The organism is Leisingera daeponensis DSM 23529 (assembly GCF_000473145.1).
GTDB classification, from domain to species: domain Bacteria; phylum Pseudomonadota; class Alphaproteobacteria; order Rhodobacterales; family Rhodobacteraceae; genus Leisingera; species Leisingera daeponensis.
The window spans coordinates 767,098-790,917 of record NZ_KI421500.1 but is presented as its reverse complement, the minus strand read 5'-3'; the positions used below and the strand labels follow the sequence as shown (position 1 = coordinate 790,917).

General features: G+C 64.5%; 19 protein-coding genes and 1 tRNA gene. 5 read left to right on the top strand and 15 right to left on the bottom strand.

All coding sequences use genetic code 11. From position 1 onward, the window contains the following. Positions 1-4: 4 nt before the first annotated feature. The 3 genes from DAEP_RS0104270 (at position 5) to DAEP_RS0104260 (ending at position 5,000) form a co-directional block, all read left to right on the top strand. A complete protein-coding gene (locus DAEP_RS0104270; protein WP_027243798.1) occupies positions 5-1,639 on the top strand; it encodes an MFS transporter in 1,635 nt (544 codons plus the stop codon). Positions 1,640-1,746: 107 nt separating this feature from the next. Further along, positions 1,747-4,164: a GcvT family protein gene (locus tag DAEP_RS0104265; RefSeq protein WP_027243797.1), complete on the top strand. Its 2,418-nt coding sequence runs from the start codon at positions 1,747-1,749 to the stop codon at positions 4,162-4,164. A 251-nt stretch (positions 4,165-4,415) separates the two neighbouring features. Then, on the top strand, positions 4,416-5,000 hold the full coding sequence (locus tag DAEP_RS0104260) for a nucleotidyltransferase family protein (RefSeq protein WP_027243796.1): 585 nt from the start codon (positions 4,416-4,418) through the stop codon (positions 4,998-5,000). Between the two features lie 96 nt (positions 5,001-5,096). On the opposite strand, the gene DAEP_RS0104255 is transcribed toward DAEP_RS0104260, so the two are convergent. Then, positions 5,097-6,725 carry a Hint domain-containing protein gene (locus tag DAEP_RS0104255; protein ID WP_036760437.1) on the bottom strand — a complete coding sequence of 543 codons (1,629 nt, stop codon included), beginning with the start codon at positions 6,723-6,725 and terminating at the stop codon, positions 5,097-5,099. A gap of 807 nt (positions 6,726-7,532) precedes the next feature. On the opposite strand from DAEP_RS0104255, the gene DAEP_RS0104250 reads away from it, so the two are divergent. Beyond that, complete coding sequence (locus tag DAEP_RS0104250; protein ID WP_008557248.1) at positions 7,533-7,730, top strand: hypothetical protein; 198 nt, start codon at positions 7,533-7,535, stop codon at positions 7,728-7,730. A 102-nt stretch (positions 7,731-7,832) separates the two neighbouring features. Here DAEP_RS0104250 and DAEP_RS0104245 read toward each other — a convergent pair. The 9 genes from DAEP_RS0104245 to DAEP_RS0104205 form a co-directional block, all read right to left on the bottom strand. After that, a tRNA-Ser gene (locus DAEP_RS0104245) sits at positions 7,833-7,922 on the bottom strand. Between the two features lie 80 nt (positions 7,923-8,002). Next, positions 8,003-8,728: an alanyl-tRNA editing protein gene (locus DAEP_RS0104240; RefSeq protein ID WP_027243794.1), complete on the bottom strand. Its 726-nt coding sequence runs from the start codon at positions 8,726-8,728 to the stop codon at positions 8,003-8,005. Continuing rightward, complete coding sequence (locus DAEP_RS0104235) at positions 8,715-11,177, bottom strand: DUF3772 domain-containing protein (protein ID WP_051337313.1); 2,463 nt, start codon at positions 11,175-11,177, stop codon at positions 8,715-8,717. Before DAEP_RS0104235 ends, DAEP_RS0104240 begins: the two co-directional genes overlap by 14 nt. Beyond that, positions 11,174-12,208, bottom strand: a complete 1,035-nt coding sequence (locus tag DAEP_RS0104230; RefSeq protein WP_008555023.1) for a cysteine synthase A — start codon at positions 12,206-12,208, stop codon at positions 11,174-11,176. Before DAEP_RS0104230 ends, DAEP_RS0104235 begins: the two co-directional genes overlap by 4 nt. 68 nt (positions 12,209-12,276) lie before the next feature. Further along, the gene (locus DAEP_RS0104225) at positions 12,277-13,401 is read right to left on the bottom strand and encodes an NUDIX domain-containing protein (protein ID WP_027243792.1); all 1,125 of its coding nucleotides are present in this window, start codon (positions 13,399-13,401) and stop codon (positions 12,277-12,279) included. Between the two features lie 30 nt (positions 13,402-13,431). After that, the gene (locus DAEP_RS0104220) at positions 13,432-13,872 is read right to left on the bottom strand and encodes a TrgA family protein (protein ID WP_027243791.1); all 441 of its coding nucleotides are present in this window, start codon (positions 13,870-13,872) and stop codon (positions 13,432-13,434) included. A gap of 29 nt (positions 13,873-13,901) precedes the next feature. After that, the gene (locus DAEP_RS0104215; RefSeq protein ID WP_027243790.1) at positions 13,902-15,107 is read right to left on the bottom strand and encodes an SAM-dependent methyltransferase; all 1,206 of its coding nucleotides are present in this window, start codon (positions 15,105-15,107) and stop codon (positions 13,902-13,904) included. An 81-nt stretch (positions 15,108-15,188) separates the two neighbouring features. Next, positions 15,189-16,613, bottom strand: coding sequence for a cryptochrome/photolyase family protein (locus DAEP_RS0104210; RefSeq protein ID WP_027243789.1), 1,425 nt, complete (start codon positions 16,611-16,613; stop codon positions 15,189-15,191). A gap of 24 nt (positions 16,614-16,637) precedes the next feature. After that, positions 16,638-17,861: an aminotransferase class V-fold PLP-dependent enzyme gene (locus tag DAEP_RS0104205; protein WP_027243788.1), complete on the bottom strand. Its 1,224-nt coding sequence runs from the start codon at positions 17,859-17,861 to the stop codon at positions 16,638-16,640. Between the two features lie 264 nt (positions 17,862-18,125). Between DAEP_RS0104205 and DAEP_RS0104200 the strand changes: the two genes are divergently transcribed. Continuing rightward, positions 18,126-18,506: a VOC family protein gene (locus tag DAEP_RS0104200; RefSeq protein ID WP_027243787.1), complete on the top strand. Its 381-nt coding sequence runs from the start codon at positions 18,126-18,128 to the stop codon at positions 18,504-18,506. A gap of 56 nt (positions 18,507-18,562) precedes the next feature. On the opposite strand, the gene DAEP_RS0104195 is transcribed toward DAEP_RS0104200, so the two are convergent. The 5 genes from DAEP_RS0104195 to DAEP_RS0104175 all read right to left on the bottom strand — a co-directional run bounded on the left by DAEP_RS0104195 (position 18,563) and on the right by DAEP_RS0104175 (position 23,812). Next, a complete protein-coding gene (locus DAEP_RS0104195; RefSeq protein WP_008555181.1) occupies positions 18,563-20,203 on the bottom strand; it encodes a BCCT family transporter in 1,641 nt (546 codons plus the stop codon). Positions 20,204-20,300: 97 nt separating this feature from the next. Beyond that, positions 20,301-20,720, bottom strand: coding sequence for a universal stress protein (locus DAEP_RS0104190; protein WP_008555157.1), 420 nt, complete (start codon positions 20,718-20,720; stop codon positions 20,301-20,303). Positions 20,721-20,915: 195 nt separating this feature from the next. Then, a complete protein-coding gene (gene acuI / locus DAEP_RS0104185; RefSeq protein ID WP_027243786.1) occupies positions 20,916-21,908 on the bottom strand; it encodes an acryloyl-CoA reductase in 993 nt (330 codons plus the stop codon). Positions 21,909-22,023: 115 nt separating this feature from the next. Further along, complete coding sequence (locus DAEP_RS0104180) at positions 22,024-23,118, bottom strand: dimethylsulfoniopropionate demethylase (protein ID WP_027243785.1); 1,095 nt, start codon at positions 23,116-23,118, stop codon at positions 22,024-22,026. A 61-nt stretch (positions 23,119-23,179) separates the two neighbouring features. After that, on the bottom strand, positions 23,180-23,812 hold the full coding sequence (locus DAEP_RS0104175) for a DUF1326 domain-containing protein (RefSeq protein WP_008557312.1): 633 nt from the start codon (positions 23,810-23,812) through the stop codon (positions 23,180-23,182). Between the last annotated feature and the right edge of the window lie 8 nt (positions 23,813-23,820).

Sequence of the window (23,820 nt, the reverse complement as noted above, 5' to 3'; positions counted from 1 at the left end):
AGCCGTGACGCGTGCGGCGGCGCTGGCCTGGAATGGCTTTGACAGGGTTGTGCTGGAGCTGTTCCGGCAGCTCCGCTGGTCCTTCCTGCCGCCGCTGCTGATCTATTTCGCTTACGGTGCGCAGGGCATCACCACCGTCGCCGCTTCGTTTTTCGTCAAGGAATACCTGGACTTCTCCGCCGCCTTTCTGGCGGGTCTGGCGTTCTGGGTGGGCCTGCCCTGGGCGCTGAAAATGCCGCTGGGGCATTTGGTCGACCTGATCTGGCGCTGGAAATACCTGCTGATCCTTGCCGGTGCCGGGCTGATGGCCGCAAGCTACGCCATCCTGGCCGCGATGGTGCTGGAGCCGCGGATGCTGGGCGCGCTGATGCCGCTGGGAGCCTGGTATGTCACCGCCGCGCTGCTGGCCCCTTGCGGGTTCGTGCTGCAGGACGTGGTGGCGGACGCCATGTCGGTGGAGGCGGTGCCCCACACCGATGCCCGCGGCACTCCCCTGCCCGAGGCCGAGACCAAATCCCTGCACACCACCATGCAGACCTTCGGGCGCATCGCGCTGATCGGCGGCTCCAGCGCCGCCGCCGCGCTGAACGTCGCCCTGTTCGACGGTGCCGGCGCGCTGCCGCAGCCGGAGAAGGGCGCGCTTTACGGCTTTGTCTTCACCCTCGCCCTGCTGATCCCGGTGATCTCGCTGTCCGGTGTGGCGCTGGCGATCTGGCAAAAGTGGCGCAAGGCTGCGCGGCTGCGCCGGGCTGGTGTCGCGGAGCATGAGATCCGCAGCCGCATCGAACTCCCGCGTGAGCCGGTTGCGCCCAACTACTGGTATTTCATCGGCGGCGCCGCCTTTGTCGCGCTCTCGCTGGCCGTGGGTCTGGGCGAGGTTCCCTATTCGCAGGAAATCGTCTTTACCGGCTCCATGGCCATCGTGCTGTTTCTGATGCGCCAGCTCGTGGCGGTCCTGCCCATAGATCAGGCCCGCACCCTGATCGGCACCGCCATCATCATCTTCGTCTACCGCGCCACACCCCTGCGCGGCCCCGGCGCCACCTGGTTCGAGATCGACGTGCTGGGATTTGATCAGCAATTTCTGTCGCTCCTGTCCCTCATCACCTCGCTGCTGACGCTGGCAGGCATGCTGATCTTCCGCCCGATGATGGCCAGCCGCCCGATTGCCTGGATTGTTGCATTTCTGGCGATCACCGAGGCCGTCCTCAGCCTGCCCAACATCGCGCTCTACTACGGCGCCCACCACTGGACCGCTGCGATGACCGGCGGCGTGGTCGATGCCCGCTTCATCGCCCTTGTCGACACCGCGGTCGAATCCCCGCTGGGCCAGGTCGCGATGATCCCGATGCTCGCCTGGATCGCCCGCAACGCGCCGTCGGGGCTGAAAGCCACCTTCTTTGCGGTCATGGCCTCCTTCACCAATCTGGCGCTTTCCGCCTCCAGCCTGGGCACAAAATACCTGAACCAGATCTTCGTGGTGACGCGAGAGGTGACAGATTCGGCCGGCGCCGTCACCACGCCCGCCGACTATTCCCAGCTGGGCATGCTGCTGATCACCGTTGGCGTGATCCTCCTGGCCGCGCCGCTCACCGCGATTTTCGTCATCCAGAACAGCCGCTTCCGCACCTCAGAATAGCGCTGCCGCCGCCCGCCCTGTCTGCGGCTTTGCGGAGGGCGGTTTTTCTTCTGGACTACTGTTCACTTCTGTACAGAATGCAGGAAACGCCTATCAGGGAGGCCAACATGAAAACCACCACCCGCGTGGCAGTGATCGGCGGCGGCGTCGTCGGCTGCTCTGTCCTGTACCACCTGACCAAACTCGGCTGGTCCGACGTCATGCTGATCGAACGCTCGGAGCTGACCAGCGGCTCCACCTGGCACGCGGCGGGCGGCTTTCATACGCTGAACGGCGACACCAATATGGCGGCGCTGCAGGGCTACACCATCAAGCTGTATAAGGAGCTGGAAGAGATCACTGGCATGTCCTGCGGCCTCCACCACGTCGGCGGCGTCACCCTGGCCGAAACCCAGGAGCGCTTCGACATGCTGAAGGCAGAGCGCGCCAAGCACCGTTTCATGGGACTGGAGACAGAGATCGTCTCCCCAGAAGAAATCAGGAAGATCGCGCCCGTCACCAATGTGGATGGCATCATCGGCGGGCTCTACGATCCGCTCGACGGCCACCTCGACCCCTCAGGAACCACCCACGCCTACGCCAAGGCCGCGCGGATGGGCGGCGCCACGATCGAGACCCATTGCAAGGTGATCGAAACCAACCAGCGTCCCGACGGCACCTGGGACGTGGTGACCAGCAAGGGCACCATTCACGCCGAACACGTCGTCAACGCAGGCGGCCTCTGGGCGCGCGAGGTCGGCGCCATGGCCGGTGTCTACTTCCCGCTGCACCCGATGGAACACCAGTACATCGTCACCGACGAGGTGCCGATGATCGCCGAGATCATCGACGCAGGCGGCGAGCACCCGCATGTGATGGACCCGGCTGGCGAAAGCTACCTCAGGCAAGAGGGCCGCGGCCTTTGCATCGGTTTCTACGAACAGCCCTGCAAGCCCTGGGCGGTGGATGGCACCCCCTGGGACTTCGGCCACGAGCTGCTGCCGGATGACTTCGACAAGATCGAGGATTCCATTGCATTCGCCTACAAACGCTTCCCGGCATTGGAGGCCGCGGGCGTGAAATCTGTGATCCACGGCCCTTTCACCTTTGCCCCCGACGGCAACCCGCTGGTCGGCCCGGTGCCCGGCATGCGCAATTACTGGTCCGCCTGCGCGGTGATGGCCGGCTTCTCCCAGGGCGGCGGCGTCGGGTTGATGCTGGCCCAGTGGATGGTTGAAGGCGAATGCGAGCGCGACACCTTTGCGATGGACTGCGCCCGCTTCGGCGACTGGATCACCCCGGGCTACACCCGCCCCAAAGTCATCGAAAACTACCAGAAACGCTTCTCCATCGCCTACCCGAACGAGGAACTTCCCGCGGCCCGCCCGTTCCGCACCACCCCGATGTACGACATTTTCGACCGCATGGGTGCCGTCTGGGGCGCGCAATACGGACTTGAGGTCCCGAATTACTTCGCCGAAGGGAACGAGCCGCGGTACGAGACGCCATCTTTCCGCCGCTCCAACGCCTTTGAGGCCACCGCGCGCGAAGTCAAAGCCGTGCGCGAAACCGTCGGCATCAACGAGGTCCACAACTTCGGCAAATACCTGGTCAAGGGTGCAGGCGCCCGCGCCTGGCTCGACCGCATCATGGCAGGCCGGGTGCCGCAGCCGGGCCGCCTGTCGCTGACCCCGATGCTGTCGCCCAAGGGCCGCTTGATCGGGGACTTCACCATCTCCTGCCTCTCCGAGGAAGAGTTCCAGCTCACCGCCTCTTATGGCTCCCAAGCCTACCATATGCGCTGGTTCCTGCAGAACCTGGACAACGGCGTCAGCCTGGAGAACATCTCCGACACCCGCAACGGCTTCCAGATCGCAGGCCCCCGCGCGAAGGAAGTCCTGCAGGCCTGCACCCGTCAGGACATCTCGGACATGCGTTTCATGGATGTGCGCCGCCTGACCGTGGGCATGGCCGACTGCATCGTGCAGCGCGTCAGCTACACCGGCGATCTGGGGTATGAGATCTACTGCGACCTGCCCAGCCAGCGGTCCCTGTGGGACAGCCTTTGGACCGCTGGTCAGCCCCACGGCATGAAACCCTTCGGCATGCGGGCCATGATGTCCCTGCGCCTGGACAAGTTCTTCGGCTCCTGGCTGCGAGAGTTCTCGCCCGACTACACGGCGGCGGAAACCGGACTGGACCGCTTCATCTCCTTCAAGAAGCCTGTTGATTTCATAGGCCGCGCCGCTGCTGAGGCGGAACGCGACGCGCGGCCAGCCCGCCGGCTCTGCGCCTTTGAGGTCGCGGCAGACGACGCCGATGTGGTCGCCTATGAACCGATCTGGCTCGATGGCGCAGTGATAGGCTTCTGCACTTCCGGCGGCTATTCGCACCACGCACAGAAATCCATCGCGCTGGGGTTTGTCCCCACGGGGACAGCCAGGGAAAACCTGGAAGTGGAAATCGAAATCCTCGGCAAGATGCACAAGGCCCGCCTGATCACCGAGCCGCTGTTCGACGCCGGCGGCGCCCGGATGCGCGGCTGAGGCCAGAAAGCACCGGATTCAGGTCAGCCCGCCTGACCTGAATCCGCGCTGTTGCCACACCAGCGCGCGCTGACACTGCGAAACCCGCGCAACACATAGGTCAGCGGCCACACCCGAATGTTTCGCGCGCGAAACATTCGGTCAATCTTGCTGACCTATGCGTCTTCCTCTGGATCCGCCTCTTCTTCTGGCTAAAAATATCCCCGCCGGAGGCATCCGGCCTCGCCCCCAGACCGAAGGACCGGGATTTCATGACCGCCATCGCCATCCTCCTGCTTGCTGCAGGCGCCTCCGCCCGGATGCAGGGCCGCGACAAGCTGATGGAGACGGTGGACGGCCAGCCCCTCCTGTCGCTGATGTGCCGCCGCGCCGCGCTGACCGGACTGCCGGTCTATGTGACCCTGCCCGGCCTCACCCATCCCCGCGCCGCCGCCATCGGCACGTCGGCGCCCGTTGCGGTCGCGGACGCGGCCGAAGGCATGGCCGACTCGATCCGCCGCGGCGTGGCCGCACTGCCCGAAGGCTGCGCAGGCGTGATGATCCTGCCTGCCGACATGCCGGAGGTTGAAACCCAAGACATGCTGCATCTGGCGGCACTGTTCGGCGGCGGCAGCGGCCCCATCCTGCGCGCCACCGCCGAGGACGGAACCCCGGGCCATCCGGTGCTGTTCCCGCGCCGCTGTTTTGATGCCTTGCAGGCCCTCAGCGGCGATCAGGGCGCGCGCAGCATCCTGAAGTCTGAAAAAGTCCAGACTGTGCCCCTGCCCGGCCGCCACGCGCTGACCGATCTGGACACGCCCGAAGACTGGGCCGCCTGGCGCCGCCGCCACCGCTGAAACACCCCGCAAAAGCAGAGAAGACAGGGCACAAGGCCCTGCCTTCCTGCGCCTCGCTCTTGTCCACCGTTTCCCCCAAAACGGCAGCTGCACCTGTCAGTGCACAAGCAGATGCGCCTCGTGTTTGCGCAAGGACCGGCGCGCCGATGTATAGGCGGTGCGGCCCTGTTCCGATTTCAGCTCCGGAAACAGCTCAAACAACTCGTTGCGCTGGGCATTGTCCAGACCGCGCAGGGACTGGTCGCCAGGCTGGAAGCTTTCGGTCCAGGCCCCATTGGACAGCACCACTTCATGCTGATCGAACATGAAGTGGATATAGGTGACCCTGGACACCTCCATCCGGTCGACACCCGCCAGGCCGGTCAGATGCTTGGCCGCCACCAGAACTTCGCGGTCCTCGAAATACAGCGCCGTCTTGTCATTGGCGACCAGCACCCGGTGGTTGGGGCTGACCATCATGTCGCGTTCCGGCAGGCCTTTACCCATGGCGCCCTGGCAGATCCGCACCGGCTGCAGATGCGAGGCACGGGCCAGATCGCAGCCTTCCAGCGTGCGTGCGCCAATCCAGCGGATCGCCTGAATGCCGTTGTCGCGGGTGATCACCCGGTCGCCCGCTTGCAGGTCCTCGACCCGGCGTTCGCCCAGCGGAGTGGCAATCAGAGTGCCCGGCGTGAAGCAGGGAATGATCTGCTCGATCTCGCCAAAGGTCATGGAGCCGGTCACCGCGCCGTCGCCATCGAGGAAGTTCACGGTGCCCGAGACGCTGTTGCCATCCGCATCCTGGGTCACCCCGGTCAGCTCAAACCGGCCAGAGCCCCTCAGGTCCAGGGTATCGAAATCGTCGCCGCCCGAACCGCCGTCCACCACGTCGCCGGCTGTGCCGCCGAGGAAGGTGTCGCGGCCGTCCCCGCCGGACAGAATGTCCGCCCCGTGGCCGCCCTCGATCGTGTCATCGCCGCCGCCGCCCAGGATGGTGTCGTCGCCCTCGCCGCCGCTCAGGCTGTCGTCGCCCGGCACAACCGGGTCCTGCGGGGCGGAAGCGTAGTCATAATGCGCGTTGTCGAAGGCGGTGCCCGAGGTGCCCAGATCGACAGTCAGCGTGATGTCCGTGAAATCCTGATCGCCGAGGCCGGGCAGATCCTCGAAACCGATCTGCACGGAGCCATCGGGGTTCTGCCCGAAGCCCTGGGTGTGGATCAGCCCGTCGGAATTCAGGTCCGTGTTGCTGCCGTAACCGGAGGAGTAATACGTTCCCTTGTCGTTGGAGATGCCGACCCCGACAATGGCGCCTTCGGGCGCATCATAGGTGAAGCTGCTGCCAACGCTGCCGTTGGCGTTTTCGCTCAGCACCACCACGTTGCTGATCTCACCTGTATGCGGGTCGATGGTGTAGGCGAACAGCTGGTTTGTGATGCCCGCAGTGGTGCCGCCGATCGTGATAGTGACCGCTGTGGCCGCGCCCGACACGCCATCGCCGAGGATCAGGTCGTCCCCGCTGCCGCCTTCGGCGGTGTCATCGCCTGCACCGGCATAGATACTGTCGTTCCCGGCGCCGCCAAGGATAACGTCATCCTCCGGCCCGGCTGCCGGGCCGATGGCGTCGGCGTTGTCGACCCTGTCGCCGTCCGGATCGCCGGTGTAGGCCGCGTCGATCAGGTCATCGCCCGTGGTGCCCTCTACGATCCCGTCCCGGGCCGGGTTCGGCTGCTCGTCGATCACTGTCATTACCCTCTCCTCACCGGTCAGGCGAAAACCCCAACTGCCGGGCCCGCCGGACAGCCATGCGGACTGCCGCAGTCAAACCACCAGCCCACGCGGGCAGCGAGCCAGCGCGCGCACGCGCCGGTTTGCGCGCCCGAACAGCGCGCAAGCGGATAGCATCAGCCTTCTGATCAGTGGTGTGCCCTGAAAAACGGCACCGGGACTTGCTTCAATAGTCAGCCGTCCGCCACGGTCCAGCAGCTCGCAGAACTCGCCCCCCAATGGGCTAATCCATGCATACTTTGGGAACCCCGGCCCTCAAAGCCGAAAAATTACCTAAAATTCCTCGCATGGAGCGCGGCGGCTGACCGGCAGCAGCACGGTCTCCGCCTGCATTGTTTCCACTTCTGCGTGCAAGGGGCGCCAGGACCTGCCGATATAGGCAATGTTCCGGATGCGGCACCCGGCGTTGAGCGGTATTTGTTTCCCCTTTCGAAACTCCAGCCAAGGCGCTGGATGTAGCCCGACCCCGCCGTGGCCGCCCTGCACCCTGCGGGGATTAGCGCGGGATTTGGTTTAAATCCCCAATAACGGCCGATTTTGTTTCCACAACAGGCCGGTTCGGCCCGCCTGGCCTTTCGAATCAAAGCGCCTATCCGGAAGGTCAGCGCCGCCTGACCCGAAAGCAGATAACGCTGAAGACTTTACTCAACCCCGGGGCATTTGACGGCCAGCCAGCCGGGTGCCCGCGCCGGGAGCGGCCTGCAATCAAAAGCCCCTCGCGCGTAAAAACAGGCTATACTCCCTCCCATCAACAGACAGGAGATCACAATGCTCTACCCCCTCGCGACGCTCGAAGCGGAGAAGCTCCACGCGATCCAGGATCTTGAAAAGGATATCGGCAGCCCTGTCGTTGCGCTGGCCGAGGTCGAGGCGGATACCGCTGCGCTGCCGGAAGACCAGCTAAAGAAGCTGCAGAAGCTGGAACAGGAACTGGGTGTCGTTCTGGTGGCGGTCCGGCCCAACTGATCCGGCCGCCGGACCCGGTTCGAACAGACCGCAGCAACCGGCGCACAGAAGTTGCGCTGGCATCACTTGCGGCGGCGTAAACGTACCATTCTGCTGGGGTTATGGCGGAGAGACAGGGATTCGAACCCTGGAGACGGTTTCCCGCCTACACACTTTCCAGGCGTGCGCCTTCGACCACTCGGCCACCTCTCCGTTGAGGGGGCTTTTGAAGGATTGGCAGGGGAATTGCAAGAGCCGAAATGGCAAAAAATGCGCCTTCCCCCCAATCTTTTTCAGGCCTCCAGATGCAAGTAGACGCGGCGGTTCTGCTTGCCTTTTTTCTCTACCTTGCCCAAGCGGATTTTTCCGATCTCGCCGGTGCGCCTGACGTGGGTGCCGCCGCAGGGCTGGAGGTCGATCTGCTCTTCCTCGGTACCGATCCGCACCAGACGCACCTGCCCTGCCCCGCGCGGCGGCGCGACCGACATGGTCTTCACAAGCTGCGGATTGGCGTCCAGTTCAGCGTCGGTGATCCAGTCCTCAGTCACCTCCAGATCGCGGTCGATAAGCGCCTGCAGCTGATCCTGCAGCGCCTGCTTGTCCTCCGGTGCCTCGGGCATGTTGAAGTCGAGCCGCCCCTTGCCGTCGCTGATCGAACCGCCGGTGACTTCCAAGGGGACCACCACTGACAGCAGATGCAGCGCGGTATGCACCCGCATATGGCCGTAGCGGCGGTCCCAGTCGAGCACCTGGGTCACCGTGGCACCAACGGGAGGCAGGGCCGAGCCCTCCGCCGGCACCAGCACGACGGCGCCGTCCTCGCCCTTGGTGGTGGTGGCGATGCTGCATTGCCCCTCCGCCCACAGCAGCTTGCCGCTGTCGCCGGGCTGGCCGCCGCCGGTGGCGTAAAACAATGTGCGGTCGAGGATGATTCCGCCCTGATCCGTTTGCGCCAGAACCTCGGCCTCGGCCATCCGGGCATAGGCGTCCTTGCGGTGCAAAAGCTCACTTGTCGGCATCTGACTCTCCTTCAGCATCGTTGTCGGAATCGTGCTGCAGATCGTCCAGATCCGGCTTTGGCGGTGCGGCCGCGGTGGCGGATGCGGGCGCTTCGGCAGGGCTTGCAGCCTGGGACTGGGCCTGCGCCAGCGCTTCAGGATTGCGGATCCAGATGTCGCGCTGCACGAAGGGGATTTCGACCCCTTCTTCCTGGAAGCGCCTGGCGATTTCATAGTTCAAGTCGGACTTCACCGAGAGAACCCAATTCACGTCGCGCAGGATGGCGCGGATTTCGAAATTGAGGGAATCGGCGCCGAACCCCTGGAACACCACCGTGGGCGCCGGGTTCAGCAGCACCATCGGATGGCCCTTGGCAATATCGCTCAGGATCGCCTCCACCTTGCGCGGGTCGGTGCCATAGGCGACGCCCACCGGCACGATCACCCGGCCCACGGTGTTGCCGCGGGTGTAGTTGGTGACGGTGCCCGAAATCAGGTCCGAGTTCGGCACGATCACGTCGGTGCGGTCGAAGGTCTCGATCCGGGTGGAGCGCACCGAGATATCGCGGACATAGCCCATCAGCCCGCCGACCTCGATCCAGTCGCCCTTGGAGACGGGCCGTTCGATCAGCAGGATGATGCCGGAGACGAAGTTCGACACGATGGTCTGCAAGCCGAAGCCGATACCCACAGACAGCGCACCAGCGACGATGGCGAGCGAGGACAGGTCGAGGCCCGCCATGGAGATCGCCACCACCGCAGCCAGGAAGATGCCGACATAGCCAAGCCCGGAGGTGATCGCATTCTGGCCGCCCGGGTCGATCTTGGTCTTGGGCAGAAGCGAGTTGCGCAAAGACCCCTGCACCAGCCGGGTCAGGGCGTAACCGATGGCGAAAACGATGGCGAACGTCAGAAAGGCGGTGGGCGAAATCCGGGTGCCGCCGATCTGAAAGCCCTCAAGGAACCGCGACCACAGCTCTGTCAGGTCAGCGACCCGTGCGCCCCAGATCAGCGCCAGCAGCGGCAGCGCCAGTGTGACCAGCAGAAAACCGATCAGCACGGCAAACAGCGAATCCCGCGCCTCGGAACCCTTGCCGGACAGCCAGCCGTAGACGTCGCCCAGGAAGCGTTGCAGCACCAGCAGGGCGGCCAGCAGCGCCAGGGTGGAAACCGCCGGGTATATCAGCGCCTCTGCCGCGTTGACATAGCCGAAGGCAGCCAGGACCGGCGACGCGAACCCCAGAAGGTAGGTGGCGCGGCGCACCAGCGTCATGACCCGGTTGGCACCGGCAGCAATCGCGCCGTCCTCGTCGGTGTCGTCCTCGCTTTGCTGCTGGCGGCGCTTGGCGCCGATCCGGTGCAGCCGCAGCAGAACCAGTGCTGCGCCCATGATCAGCGGGAAGCTGGCGACCGCATGGGCTTCTGCCGGGATGTTGTCGATGTTTTCCATCAGGCTCAGCGCATCCTGCAGAACCAGGATCACCGCCAGGATATCGACCATCAGCCGGGTTTCGTTCAGGCGCCCCTCCTGCACCGGCACCAGGTCGTTTTCGATCCGGCCGGAGAAAAGCTGATTGCCCAGCCAGTGGAAGGACAGGATCAGCAGCGCCCAGCCGGGGATGTGATCCAGAAGCACCGCGCCGCGGAACCCGAGAATGCCGGACAGATCAATGGCCGCCACCAGCAGGAGGATGCCGACGAATGGCACGATCACCTCAAGCAGCGAGACCACAAAGCCCCAGACCCCGCGGCCGCTGCTGCCAAACTGGCGCAGGTAATCGCCCGCCGCATGGGCCCAGTGCCGGCCGCGCAGCAGCAGCAGCGCTGAAATCACCAGCAGCAGAAGCAAGGCAGGCAGGCTGTTCTGAATCCGCTCGGCGGTGGTGGCGCTGCCGATACGGGTGGCCGTTTCATGCAAGAGGGAGCCGGCAGACCGCGACAGGGAGCGCCACGCGCCCGGCCAGTTCTCGGGGTTCAGCGGCGACGGGCCGCGCTCCAGCAGCTTGCGGGTGCGGCGCTCGCGGATGATCGTGTCGATTTCGGAAATCAGGCCGTTGGCGCGGCTGAAGGCCTCTTCCGCCACGATGCGCGGGACCTTCAGGTCTTTCAGCTGCTGCTCCAGCGAGCTGCGCAGCCGGGCAATGTCCTCCGGCTCGCTCTCGCCTTCGGCAGGCGGCTCGCCCAGGGCGGCAAGCTGGCCCTCCAGCGTCTCGAGGCGGTCGCCGTTTTCGGTGCGCGCGTCCAGGAAGTTCTGACGGTAGCCTGCCAGCTGCTTGCGCAGTGTTTCCAGCGCGGCGCTTGAGGCCCGCCTGGCGTCAATGACCTCCTCCGCGCGGTTGGCGGTCTTCAGCCACTCCTGATACACAGCCCGGGATTCAGCGTTCAGCTGCGCCAGGCCAGGCATAGCGAGGCCGGCCGCGAAGGCCAGCCCCAGCAAAACAGTCCGCAAAGCGGTTATGAAAGCTGTCATACGTCCTCAAAAACGCCGGGAATGGAGGCGGGCGTATGGGTCATCCACTCCGGCACCGGCAGGTCTTTCTCCCGCAGGAAATCCGGGTTGAAAAGTTTGGACTGGTAGCGGGTGCCATAGTCGCACAGAACGGTGACGATGGTCTTGCCCGGGCCCATGTCCTTGGCCATTCGCACAGCGCCTGCGATGTTGATGCCGGAGGAGCCGCCCAGCACCAGGCCTTCCTCATGCAGCAGGTCGAAGACATACGGCAGCGCCTCGCTGTCCGGCACCTGGTAGCTGTAATCCGGCGTGAAGCCTTCCAGGTTCTTGGTGATCCGGCCCTGGCCGATGCCCTCGGTGATCGAGCTGCCCTCGGACGCCAGCTCGCCGGTGGTGTAATAGGAATAAAGCGCCGCGCCCATCGGATCGGCCAGGCCGACCTTCACGCCCTTGGGCTGCAGGGCTTCGGCCACGCCCGCCAGAGTGCCGCCGGAGCCGACAGCGCAGACAAAGCCGTCGACCTTGCCGCCGGTCTGCTCCCAGATTTCCGGGCCGGTGGTTTCCACATGGGCCTGGCGGTTCGCCACATTGTCGAACTGGTTGGCCCAGATCGCGCCGTTCGGCTCTGTCTGGGCCAGTTTTTCTGCCAGGCGCTGGGAATAGCGCACATAGTTGTTGGGGTTTTTGTAAGGCGCTGCAGGCACCTGGACCAGCTGAGCGCCAGCCAGGCGCAGCATGTCTTTCTTCTCTTCAGACTGGGTTTCCGGGATCACGATCACCGTCTTGAAACCCATCGACGCACCGACCAGCGCCAGGCCGATGCCGGTGTTGCCGGCGGTGCCCTCGACAATGGTGCCGCCCGGCTTCAGCTCGCCGCGGGCCACTGCATCCTTGATGATATAGAGCGCCGCGCGGTCCTTGACCGACTGGCCCGGATTCATGAATTCCGCTTTGCCCAGGATCTCGCAGCCGGTCTCTTCGCTGACGCGGTTCAGGCGGATAAGAGGTGTGTGGCCGATGGCATCAGCCAGATCACGTGCAATGCGCATGGTATCCCTTTCGATCTGTTCCCCAAGATGTAACCAAGCGCCCCGGCGTTCACAAGGCGCGAAGCGGCTCAGGAGCGCGCGTTCCGCAGCCTGTCACGGTGGCGTGACAGCCACAGCGCCGCGGTCACCAGCGGCATGTCCTGATAGATCTGGTCATCCACCCCCAGCATCAGCTCGTCATAGCTGAGGATCTTGCTGCGGATGTCCTCCCCCTCGCCTGCAACGCCGCCGCCGCCATTGAGATCAGAAAGGTCCGCTATGCCGATGAAAACGTGAATAAACTCCGCCAGCGCGCCGCTTGAGGGATAGACCTGCGCCACAGGCTCCAGCCGCTCAACAGTGACGCCTGCCTCCTCCTGCGCTTCGCGGATTGCAGTCTCCTCGGGTGTTTCGCCCGGGTCGATCACACCCGCCACCGGCTCCCACATCCAGGGGCGGGCTTCGCCCATGATGAAAGGGGGTGCGCGGAATTGCTCCACCAGCAGCACCTGATCGCGGACCGGGTCATAGGGCAGAACCACCGCCGCATGGCCCGCCATCGCAGCAGAGCGGTGCATCACCGGGCTCATGCTGCCGTCATAGCGGCGGAATTGAAGTTCCATCTCCTCCATCGCGAAGAAATTCAGCCAGGCGCGGGTGTGGCTGTGGACGATCACGTCTTTGGAGAGATCCCGGTCCGGGCCGCCGGGGCGGGCCTGCGCGGCCAGCCAGGCCGCCGCGCGGCGCCGCACCGAGGGGAAGCAGCGGGCCACCTCCTCTGCGCTCATGCGGCCATGGTAGGCCATCACCTCTTCGGCGGCGCGCAAGGACAGCGCCCCCCACTCCTCCACCCAGGCGGCAAGGTCCCAAGGCTCCGCCGTCTGCCACAGGCCGGGTTCGGGGAAATAGACCTCAGCCGGAGCGGTGCTGCCGTCCTCCAGATGAACGGTGACCGGTTTCAGCGCGTAGCCAAAGCCGCCCTCGTAGAAGTTGAGCGCATCCAGATCGGTGGATGAAAGGCCCTGAACCAGAATGCCGGCGGCGGTCGCATCCGCCCGTTCCTCGATCGCCGGAAACGGCTGCCCCGCGACTTGGTAGACCCCATGCCCGGGCAGGTCCGCTGCCTGCGCGTTGAGCGCAGCGCCGCCGCGGCCCAGAACCCGTTCAAGCAAAGGAAGATGGCGCAACGTACCAAAGAAAAAGAGATTAGCCACGGTCGGTAACCTGTTGTTAAGGAAAGTCTATCAGCGCCAGCGGCGGGAGGCGTTTTCGGTCGCAAGCCCGGCCAGCACACCGCCCACGGCCAGCGGCACCAGAACGGACGGCACAGCGATAACAAAGAAATAGTCCAGCGCAATGACAAAGATCGCCGACAGCGCCTCAAACGGGCCGTCATAGCGGTGCCGCATGGCAAGCCGGAACATCTCCCAGGCGCCCTGGATGAACAGCGCCCACAGCACCATCACCGCCATGCCGGTGATGCCGTTGTTGATGGCAGGCACCAGGCCGCGGCCTGCCCGCCTGCCCATGAAGATCCAGCCGCACAGCAGCCCCAGCGCCACATTCACATGCACGAAATAGCCGAAATCCGTGCCCTCGGGCATCAGCGGCATCACAAGAAAGGACACAAAAAACGCCACCAAGCCCAGGCAGATAGCGGCGGTCAGTCGGGCTCCGGTGGGCATGTCTTGTCAAAATCCGTGCGGCAGGTCACTCAGCGATGCGCAACTGTAATCTGCGTCACGTCGCAATTTCCAGTCTTAAAGGCCGCCGCGCAGGAGGTGAGGTAAAAGTTCCACATCTTGTGAAAGCGCTCGTCAAAGCCCATGCTGGAAATCTGGTCCCAGCGGGCATTGAACGTGTCATGCCAGCGCCGCAGGGTCTGGTTGTAGCTGTCGCCGAATTCAATGGAGCGCACGACGCCGAGGCCCGCCTTTTCCACCTGTTCGCGCAGCACCTTCGGGGAGGGCAGCATACCGCCCGGAAAGATGTGCTTCTGGATGAAGTCGACGCCCTTGCGGTAAACCTCCCAGCGCCGGTCGGCGACGGTGATGATCTGCAAGGTGGCCTGGCCGCCGGGTTTCAGCCGGTCGCGGATGGTGCTGAAATAGGCGGGCCAGTATTTCTCGCCCACCGCCTCGAACATCTCGATCGAGGCGATGCCGTCAAACTGGCCGCGGCAGTCGCGGTAGTCCTGCAACCGCAGCTCCACCCGATCCGAAAGCCCTGCTTTTTCAAGCCTCTCGCGGGCAAACCTTAACTGTTCCTTACTGATTGTCAGGCCCGTCACCCGCAGCCCGCGCTGACCGGCGGCATATTCGGCAAAACCGCCCCAGCCGCAGCCGATCTCCAGCACGTGGTCGCCGGGTTTGACCCCCATCTGGTCAACCATCGAGGCGTATTTGGCGGTCTGCGCCTTTTCCAGGCTGTCCTGGCCGCTTTGGAACAGGGCGCTGGAATAGGTCATCGTGTCGTCCAGCCACAATCCGTAGAACTCATTGCCCAGATCGTAGTGGTAGGAGATGTTCTTTTTCGCCTGGCGCCGGTGGTTGCGGTGCAGCCAGAAGCGGAAGCGCTCGTAAGCGCGGGCCAGGCCGCGGCCCGGAAAGCCGTCATAGACGGTGTTCGCCCCCATATGCACCAGATCCATAAAGGCCTGCAGGTCGGTCGTGCTCCACCAGCCTTCCAGATAGGCATCGGAAAACCCCAGGTCGCCCTCGCGGATCAGCCGGGCAAAGCAATCGGGGTTGTGGATGTGCAGATCGGCAACCGGGCCGGGGTTGCGCCCCTGGGCCGAAAAAACGCGCCCGTCCGGCAGATGGATATCCAGCTGCCCGACCTCCATTGCCTTGATCCTGGAAAACACCGCTGCGAAGTAGCGCGGCAGGTTTTCCTGACCCTCAACCGACGTCAGCTTCATAGGCCTCCCCCTGTACGCAAAACGGAAGTGCTACAGGGAAAAGCTAGGCCGCAGGGGGCTTTCTGGCAAGAAAACTGTGCGTTAGCGCTCTCCGCGGGCTTCGTGATAGGCCGTGAGCGCACGGTCCCGGCCTGCCTGCAGGCTGACAACCGGCTCCGCAGGCGCCATGCCGGCGGACAGATCCCAAGACAGCGGCGCGGCATCGAAGAAGTCCAGCGCGGTCCGCGGCGGCGTGTCCTGGCCTTCGGCGATCCAGCGGCTGGTGTACGCGCCTTCGGGGTCGAATTTCTCCAGCTGGCCGCTGGGATTGAAGACGCGGAAGAAGGGAGCCGCGTCAGGGCCGGAGCCCGCCACCCATTGCCAGCCCAGGGCGTTGGAGGCCGGATCCCAGTCCACAAGCGTGTCCGCGAACCAGTCCATCCCGATTTTCCAGTGCGTCATCAGATGCTTGGTGAGGAAACTTGCGACGATCATCCGGGCCCGGTTGTGCATCTTGCCGGTCACATACAGCTCCCGCATGGCGGCATCGACAAAACCGAAACCGGTCTGCCCGCGCTGCCAGGCCTGCACCTGCGGGGTGATCTTCTGGGACCAGGGGAACTCCTGCCATTCCTCGCGCCAGCTTTCGGTCAGGATGTGGGGCGAATTGTACATCAGGTGGTAGGCGAACTCGCGCCAGACGATTTCCTTCAGAAAGTGTTCTGCGCCCTGGCTGCCGCGCTCCATCGCTGCGCTGCCCTGGTGCCACATCCGGTGCGGGCTGATTTCGCCCCAGGCAAGGTTTTCGGACAGGCCTGAGGTCGCATCCTCAGCCGGATAGTCGCGGCGCGCCTTGTAGGCGTCAACGCTGTCCTCCAGAAATGTCTCCAGCCGCGCCTGCGCTGCTGCTTCGCCCACCCGGCAATAGCGGGCCACCACATCCGCCCCGCGGCGCATGGCGGCGCCCATGCGCCAATCGACAAGATCCTCGCTGGCGGGCCAGCTGTCCGGTGCAGCGATTTTCCCCGGGGCGGGCAGCAAGCTGTCGACGCCGCGGTTCCGCACTGCCTTCCAGAACGGGGTGTAAACCTTGTACATGCCGCCCGCCTTGGTCTCCACCGTCCAGGGTTCGAACAGCAGCCGGCCGCCGTGGGATTTGACCGCGACGCCCTGCTCCTTCAGCTGCTGCTTGATTTCGCTGTCGCGTGTGATGGCCTGGGGGTCATAGAGGCGGGACCAATGCACGGCCCCTGCCCCGGTTTCTTCGATCAGGTCCTGCAGCACCTCCAGCGCCTTGCCGCGGCGCAGGATCAGGCAGGAGCCGGCCTTGGCCAGTTCCTGCCCGAAATGCTCCAGCCCCAGGCCGAGGCGGAATTTCGGCGCGGCGCCCAGCGCCTCGTCCTGCTCGTCCAGGATATAGACAGGCAGGACCGGAGCACCGCTTTCGGCGGCAGCCGTGAGGGCCGGGTTATCGCAAAGGCGGAGGTCCCGCCTGATCCACCAGATCACCGGGGCACGGCTGCTCATGTCGTTTTCCTTGTCCTGTTCGCGTTACAGCACCCGGTCCAGCGCCTCGATCAGCTTCGCGACCTCGGCTTTGGACGTGTAGTGGGTGAAGCTGATACGCAGCACGCCTTCGGCCGGATCAATGCCCATCGCCTCCAGCGCGCGGACGGCATAGAAATCGCCGCCGCCGGCCATGATGCCAAATTCTGCCAGCTGGGCCGCCACCGGTTCCGCAGCACGGTTGAGGGCCAAGGCCACCGTCGGCGCGCGGGTCTCTGCCTTGGACGGCCCCAGCAGGCAGACATTGTTGCGGTCCTTCACCGCGTCCAGCAGCGGTTGCAGCAGGGCGATCTCATGCGCGCGCATGAGGTCATGAACGAAGGCACCTGTCTCTGCCGCGCTGCCTGCGTGGCCGTGATGGGCGGCGAGCGCCTCGACATAATCCGCCATGCCGGCCGAAGCGGCCACCTGGGCGTGATCCGGGCCCGCCGGAGTGAAGCGTTTGTAGAGGCAATCCGCGTTGAAATAATGCGCCTGGTTCGGCAGCAGCTCGCCCAGCGCCCTGCGGATCACCATGATGCCCTGGTGCGGCCCGTAGGTCTTGTAGGCGGAGAACAGGTAAATGTCGGCGCCCAGTTCATCCACATTCGGCAGCCCGTGCGGTGCGTAGGAGACGCCATCGACGCAGACGAAAGCCCCCGCGGCGTGCGCCATCGCGGTGATCTCCGCCACCGGGTTGATCTCCCCCACCACGTTGGAGCAATGCGGGAAGCAAACGAGGCGGACGTTTTCGTCCAGCAGACCTTCCAGCCGGGCCGTGTCCAGATGGCCGGTCTGCGGGTCGATCTGCCATTCGCGGACCTCGATCCCCTCCTCCGCGAGCCGCCGCCAGGGGCCGCTGTTGGCCTCGTGATCCTGGTTGGTGACGATGATTGCCTCGCCCGGTTTCATGAACTTGCGGAAGGCCTGCGCCAGAACATAGGTGTTCTGGGTGGTCGAGGGGCCGAAGCTCAGCTCATCCGTGGCAACGCCCAGGAGGGCCGCGAGGCGGGTGCGGGCCTCGTCCATCTCCTCCCCGGCCAGCCGGGATGCCTCATAGGGCGCATAGGGCTGCACCTTGCGCTGGGTGTAAAACCGGGCCAGCCGGTCTACCACCTGCCGGCAGGTATAGGAGCCGCCCGCGTTTTCAAAAAACGCCTGGCCGTCCAGACCGGGTTCGGCAAAGGCCGGAAACTGGGCCCGGACGAATTCAATATCCAATGCAGTCATTGCAAATCTCTCCTCAATCGCTGCGGTCCGATGGGAAGGCCGGCACATGCCAGGGATCTCCCCGAACATGGCAGGTCTTCCAGCCGAGCCGCGCTCCCGCACAAGGATTGAGGGATCGCAGGCAGCCCTGCAAGGCGCAAAAGGCCGGACAGGACGCAAGGGTCGTAGCGCAGCGACGGCGGTCCGGTCAAGCGGCAAGGCTGATGCCGGAAACTGTCATCAGGGCATGAGACCTTGCCCCCAGGCAAACATGGAGGATTTGACATGGCCTTTACTCCCAAGGATTTCCTGGTCTGGGGCGAGCTGCCCGTAAGCGATCTGGACGCGGCAGTGACGTTTTATTCCAAGGTCACCGGCGCGGACCTGAGCATTGACACCAGCGGACCCAACCCCATTGCGATGTTCAAGACCACAGATGAGGCATCCGGTGTTGCGCTGCATCTCTATCCCGGCAGACCCGCAGGCGACGGCCGCGGGCCGACGCTGCACCTGACGGCTGAGGGCGCGCTGGAGGACGTGATGGAGCGGGTGACGGATGCGGGCGGCAAGGTGGTGTCGGAAACCATCGCCATCCCGCCGGGGCGGTTCTTCTATGCCACTGACCCGGACGGCAATTCGCTGGGGTTCTTCAAATACAACGACTGACAAAAAACGCCCCGGCTCTGCAGCCGGGGCGTTCCTGAGTCCGGTGGCGATACGCCTTAGCGCGCTTCGGTCAGCAGCCCGCGGAAGATGGCCCAGCACATCAGCAAGAGCACCAAAGTGAACGGCAGACCGGTGGAGATTACCATCGCCTGCAGCGCCGCCAGACCGCCGCCCAGCAGCAGCACGATGGCAACGGCACCCTCGAAGATGCACCAGAACACCCGCTGCGGCACCGGCGCGTCGACCTTGCCGCCTGCGGTGATGGTGTCGATCACCAGCGAGCCGGAGTCGGAGGAGGTCACGAAGAACACGACCACCAGCACGATCCCCACAAAGGAGGTGATCCCGGCCAGCGGCAGCTCGCCCAGCATCTTGAACAGCTTGAGTTCAAGCGATGCGTCCTGCGCCCCGGTGAAGCCGTCGGCCAGCACCTGATGGATCGCGGTGCCGCCAAAGACGCTCATCCACAGCACGCAGACCAGGCTCGGGATCAGCAGCACGCAGATCAGGAACTCCCGCACGGTGCGGCCGCGGCTGACGCGGGCGATGAACATGCCGACAAACGGCGACCAGCTGATCCACCAGGCCCAGTAAAAGGCCGTCCAGCCCTGGCTGAAGTTCACATCCTCGCGCCCGATCGGGTTCGACAGGGCCGGCAGATATTCGATATAGGCCATCAGGCTGGAGACGAACCCGGTCAGGATGGCCATGGTCGGCCCCACCAGCAGCACGAAAAGCAGCAGCAGGAAGGCCAGCCCCATGTTGATCTCTGACAGAACCTTCACGCCGCCGTCCAGGCCGCGCAGGACCGAAATCAGCGCGATCGCGGTGATAACCGAAATCAGAACCACCTCGGTGGTGGCACCAGTCGGCACACCGAACAGCTCATTCAGGCCTGCGTTGGCTTGCGTCGCCCCGAAGCCCAGCGAAGTGGCAAGCCCGAACAGCGTGGCAAAGACCGCCAGAATGTCGATGATATGGCCGGTCCAGCCCCAGACACGCTCGCCGAAGATCGGATAAAAGGCGGAGCGGATGGTGAGCGGCAGACCCTTGTTGTAGGTGAACAGTGCCAGCGCCAGCGCCACAATGGCGTAGATCGCCCAGGGGTGAAGACCCCAGTGGAAGATGGTCGCCGCCATCCCGAGGCGCACCGCCTCGGCTTCATTGCCTGCCGCCGCGCCCAGCGGCGCCCAGTCGGTGCGGGCACCGCCGCCCTCGGGCACCGCGGTGCCGCCGAAGGCGGTGGAGAAGTGGCTCATCGGTTCGCTCACGCCATAGAACATCAGGCCAATGCCCATGCCCGCCGCAAACAGCATCGCAAACCAGCCCATATAGGTGTAATCCGGCGTCGCCTCATTGCCGCCCAGGCGCACGCTGCCCCAGGGGGAAACAATCAGAAACAGGCAGAACAGCACAAACAGGTCTGCCGCGCCGAAGAAGAACCAGTCAAAATTGCTGGTCACTGCCGGGCGCAGCCAGTTGAAAAATGTTCCCGCCTGCTCCGGCAGCGCCAGCGCGTAGAACACGAAGGCCACGATCACCAGGCCTGAGACCAGGAACACCGGGTTGTGGATGTCGACCCCGAACGGACCGATCTGGGTTTCGATATTGTCTTGACCGATCTCGTAATCGGTATCGATGAGATCCGCTTCGCCTTCCGGGGCGGGGATACCCTGATTTGTGGTTTCGTCAGCCATTGCGGCCTCCTTCCCTGTAAATTCCGGCCCATTATGCTTCGGCCTTGCAAACTTTGGCCCGGCAAGCTGGCGCTTGCGCGTTCAAGGGGCCACGTGGTCAGCTCTCGCGCACGACCAGCACCGAAACCGGCGCCTTTTCCGCAACCCGCCCGCCATGCGCATGGAACAGATAGTCGCTCACGCTCGGAACATGGCTCGCCATCACGATAAGCTCTGCCCCGGTATCGCTGCAGGCCTTGACCAGCGTCTTATCAAGGTCCACCGCCGGATCATGGCTGACGACAGCATGGCCAGAAGCGGTAATGTTGCGCGCGGCGGCCTGGCCGGACGCGAACGCATCGAGTTTTTCCGCAAACTCCTGCGGGTTATGCGCCACCTTGCTGGGCTGGGGTGAGGTGACACCCACGAAAATCACTTCTGCCTTGTAAAGATGCGCGAGATCCGATGCCACTTTCAGCGCCCGCTCAAGACGGCCGGCGTGGGCCAGATCGACGGGCACCATGATTTTGGAATACACGGTCTCCCTCCTCTTGCTTCAAATTCAATGCCCCTCCGGCACAGGGGCCAGGAGCGCACCGGGAGGCGCGGTACCGGAGCCGCACAATCGCGGCGCTGCACCCTCCCTAGGACCGCGGCAGGGCCGCGGTACGCATGAAAAACGCGCGGACATCGCCGCGCGTTCATCCGGTAGATACGAATGTATTATAATGATTTAGGCGTTGACGTCCACCACGACGCGGCCCTTGACCTGGCCCTTGAGGATATCCGCCCCCAGTTGCGGCAGATCGCCCAGCGTGGCGGGCTGGATCATCGCTTCCAGCTTGTCCATCGGCAGGTCCTTGGCAATCCGCTGCCAGGCGCGGACACGGTTGTCATAGGGCTGCATGACCGAGTCGATGCCCAACAGGTTCACGCCGCGCAGCAGGAACGGGACAACGGTGGCCGGCAGCGCAGCGCCGCCCGCCAGACCGACAGCCGCAACCGAGGCGCCGTATTTCATCTGACCCAGCACCCGCGCCAGCATGGCGCCGCCAACCGCATCCACGCAACCCGACCAGGTTTCGCTTTCCAGCGGCCGCTTGGTGGTTTCGTTGATTTCCTCGCGGGCCACGATCTGGGTGGCGCCCAGGGACTTCAGGTAGTCCGCGGTTTCCGGGCGGCCGGTGACGCCAGCCACCTCGTAGCCGAGATTGGCCAGGATTGCGGTGGCCACCGAACCGACGCCGCCTGCTGCGCCTGTGACCAGAACCGGCCCGTGGCCCGGCTCCAGCCCGTGATCCTCAAGTGCCATTACCGCCAGCATCGCGGTAAAGCCCGCGGTGCCAACAGCCATCGCCTGGCGGGTGTCCAGACCCTCGGGCAGCGGCACCAGCCAGTCAGCGCGCACATTGGCCTTTTGACTGTAGCCGCCCCAATGGGCCTCGCCCACGCGCCAGCCGGTCAGAACCACCTTGTCGCCGGGCTTGTAACGGTCATCTGAGGACGCCTCGACGGTGCCGGCAAAGTCAATGCCAGGCACATGCGGATATTTGCGCACCAGCCCGCCGCCCGGCCCGATGCACAGACCGTCCTTGTAGTTCACGGTGGAATAGTCCACCGCCACGGTCACCTCGCCCTCGGGCAGCTGATCGAGGCTGATCTGCTCGACCGCGGCGGAGGTCTTGCCGCTGTCTTCGTCCTTGTTCACAATCAATGCATTGAACATTTCGTATTCCCTTTCCTCTGAACCGGACCAGATCCCTTGTTCGTCTGGCCCGAAATATCCCGGGGGAGCCGCGGCCTGCCGCGGCGGGGGGCAGCGCCCCCCTGCCCGTCTCAGCTTAGCGCCAGAACCGCTCCTGCACCGTTGCGGGCCGCATCCCTGCCGGGGTTTCCACTTCCATCCAGGCGCCCGCGTCCCAATGGGAACGGTCCACCATGCCAATTGCCGCGTTCACCCCGAATTCTGGGGAGAACACGGCCGAGCCGACATTGCCGACCTGTTTGCCGTCGGCGTAAAGCGGCCAGGCGTCCAGGCACGGCGGGATCTCTCCGCCGATCGCCAGCGGGCGGATCTGGCGGGCGGGTCCGTTTGCGGCCTGCTCTGCCAGCGCGGCCTTGCCGATATACTCTTCAGGCGAGTTGCAGAATTTGCCCAGACCGCATTCATAAGGCGTGTTTTCGCGGGTCATGTCGTTGCCATAGCTCAAGAGCCCGGCTTCGATCCGCTCGATCGTGTTCGGGCAGCCCGCACGCACATGCATGTCCTCTCCGGCCGCAAACAAGGCATGCCACAGCGGCATGCCCAGGTCCGAGCCTTCGACATAGACCTCGAAGCCGCCCTGCTTGGACCAGCCGGAGCGCGCAACCACCAGGTCAACACCTTGAAACGCCAGCCGCTTGTAGCGGAAAAAGCGGATATCGCGCACCGCCTCGCCAAAGACGCGGGCCATCAGATCCTCCGCCTTGGGGCCTTGCACCGCCAGCGGCGAGACGTCAGGCTCGACGATTTCCACATCCAGCCCCTTGGCAATTGCAATCCCCAGCACAAACTGCAGAAAGTCGCCGTCGGCCAGCGACAGCCAGTAATGGTCGGCTGCCAGCTTCACCGCCACCGGATCGTTCAGCATACCGCCCCTGTGATCCACGACGGGCACATAATAGCACTGGTCATCCGCCATCCTGTCCATGTCGCGCGGGCTGATCATCTTCATCAGCCGCAGCGCGTCCGGCCCCTTGATGCTGACCTGGCGCTCACAGGCCACGTCCCAGACCTGCACATGCTCTTTCAGATGCGCGCAGTCATATTCCAGACTGTCGAACACGGTGGCCAGCAGCATGTGGTTGTAAACAGTATAGGCCTTGACGCCCGCGGCCTCCACGCCGGGGGTGAAAGGCGTTCTGCGCACGCGGCGCGAGGGGAAGATTTGGGCCATAACGGCAGTCTCCGGATACGGTTGTTGGCAGGCCGGCGGGAGGCCGGCCTGCAAGCTGCCTTTACTTCGGCCCGTGCCAGTCGATCTGGCAGATCTCAGCGGAGCGGCCTTCAAAATCCCAGACCCGGCCAAAGGCACGCACGCGGCCCTTGGTGGCAGTGGCGACGGTGATGTCGGGGCCCATCCAGTATTCGGTGTTGGTGACGACAATCTCCTTGCCGTCCTTGCCCTCGACCGGGACCACCGCGCCCTGGATTTTCTTGCCGACCATCAGGCGGCGTTCCTTGCCTTCGGTCTCGAACGTGACCGGAGAGCGTTCGGCGCCCAGGAATTCGCCCACCAGCATCGAGAACAGCCCGGTGGTGCCGCGCGCGGCGCCGGAGAAGATCGCAACCAGCGCGTCATAAGCGTCATCCGAGGCGCGGTCGTCGATGTAAGCCGCCGCCTTCCAGTTGCCGCGGCCCATGTTGCCGGGGATCTCCAGGAACAGGCCGACGTTCAGGCCCGACAGGTCAACCCCGCCGTAATCGCCCGTGTCGATGCGCACGCCTGCCCAGGCCTGGCAATGGCCCTCGGTCGGTGGGTGCTTGCCCAGCGACACCACGCAGGGGCAGAACACGGTGCAGTTGCAGTTGAGGATCAGCTCCCCTTTGATTGTCCAGGGCACGGTGCCCGTTGCGGCGTCCAAGGCCATGTCTTAGT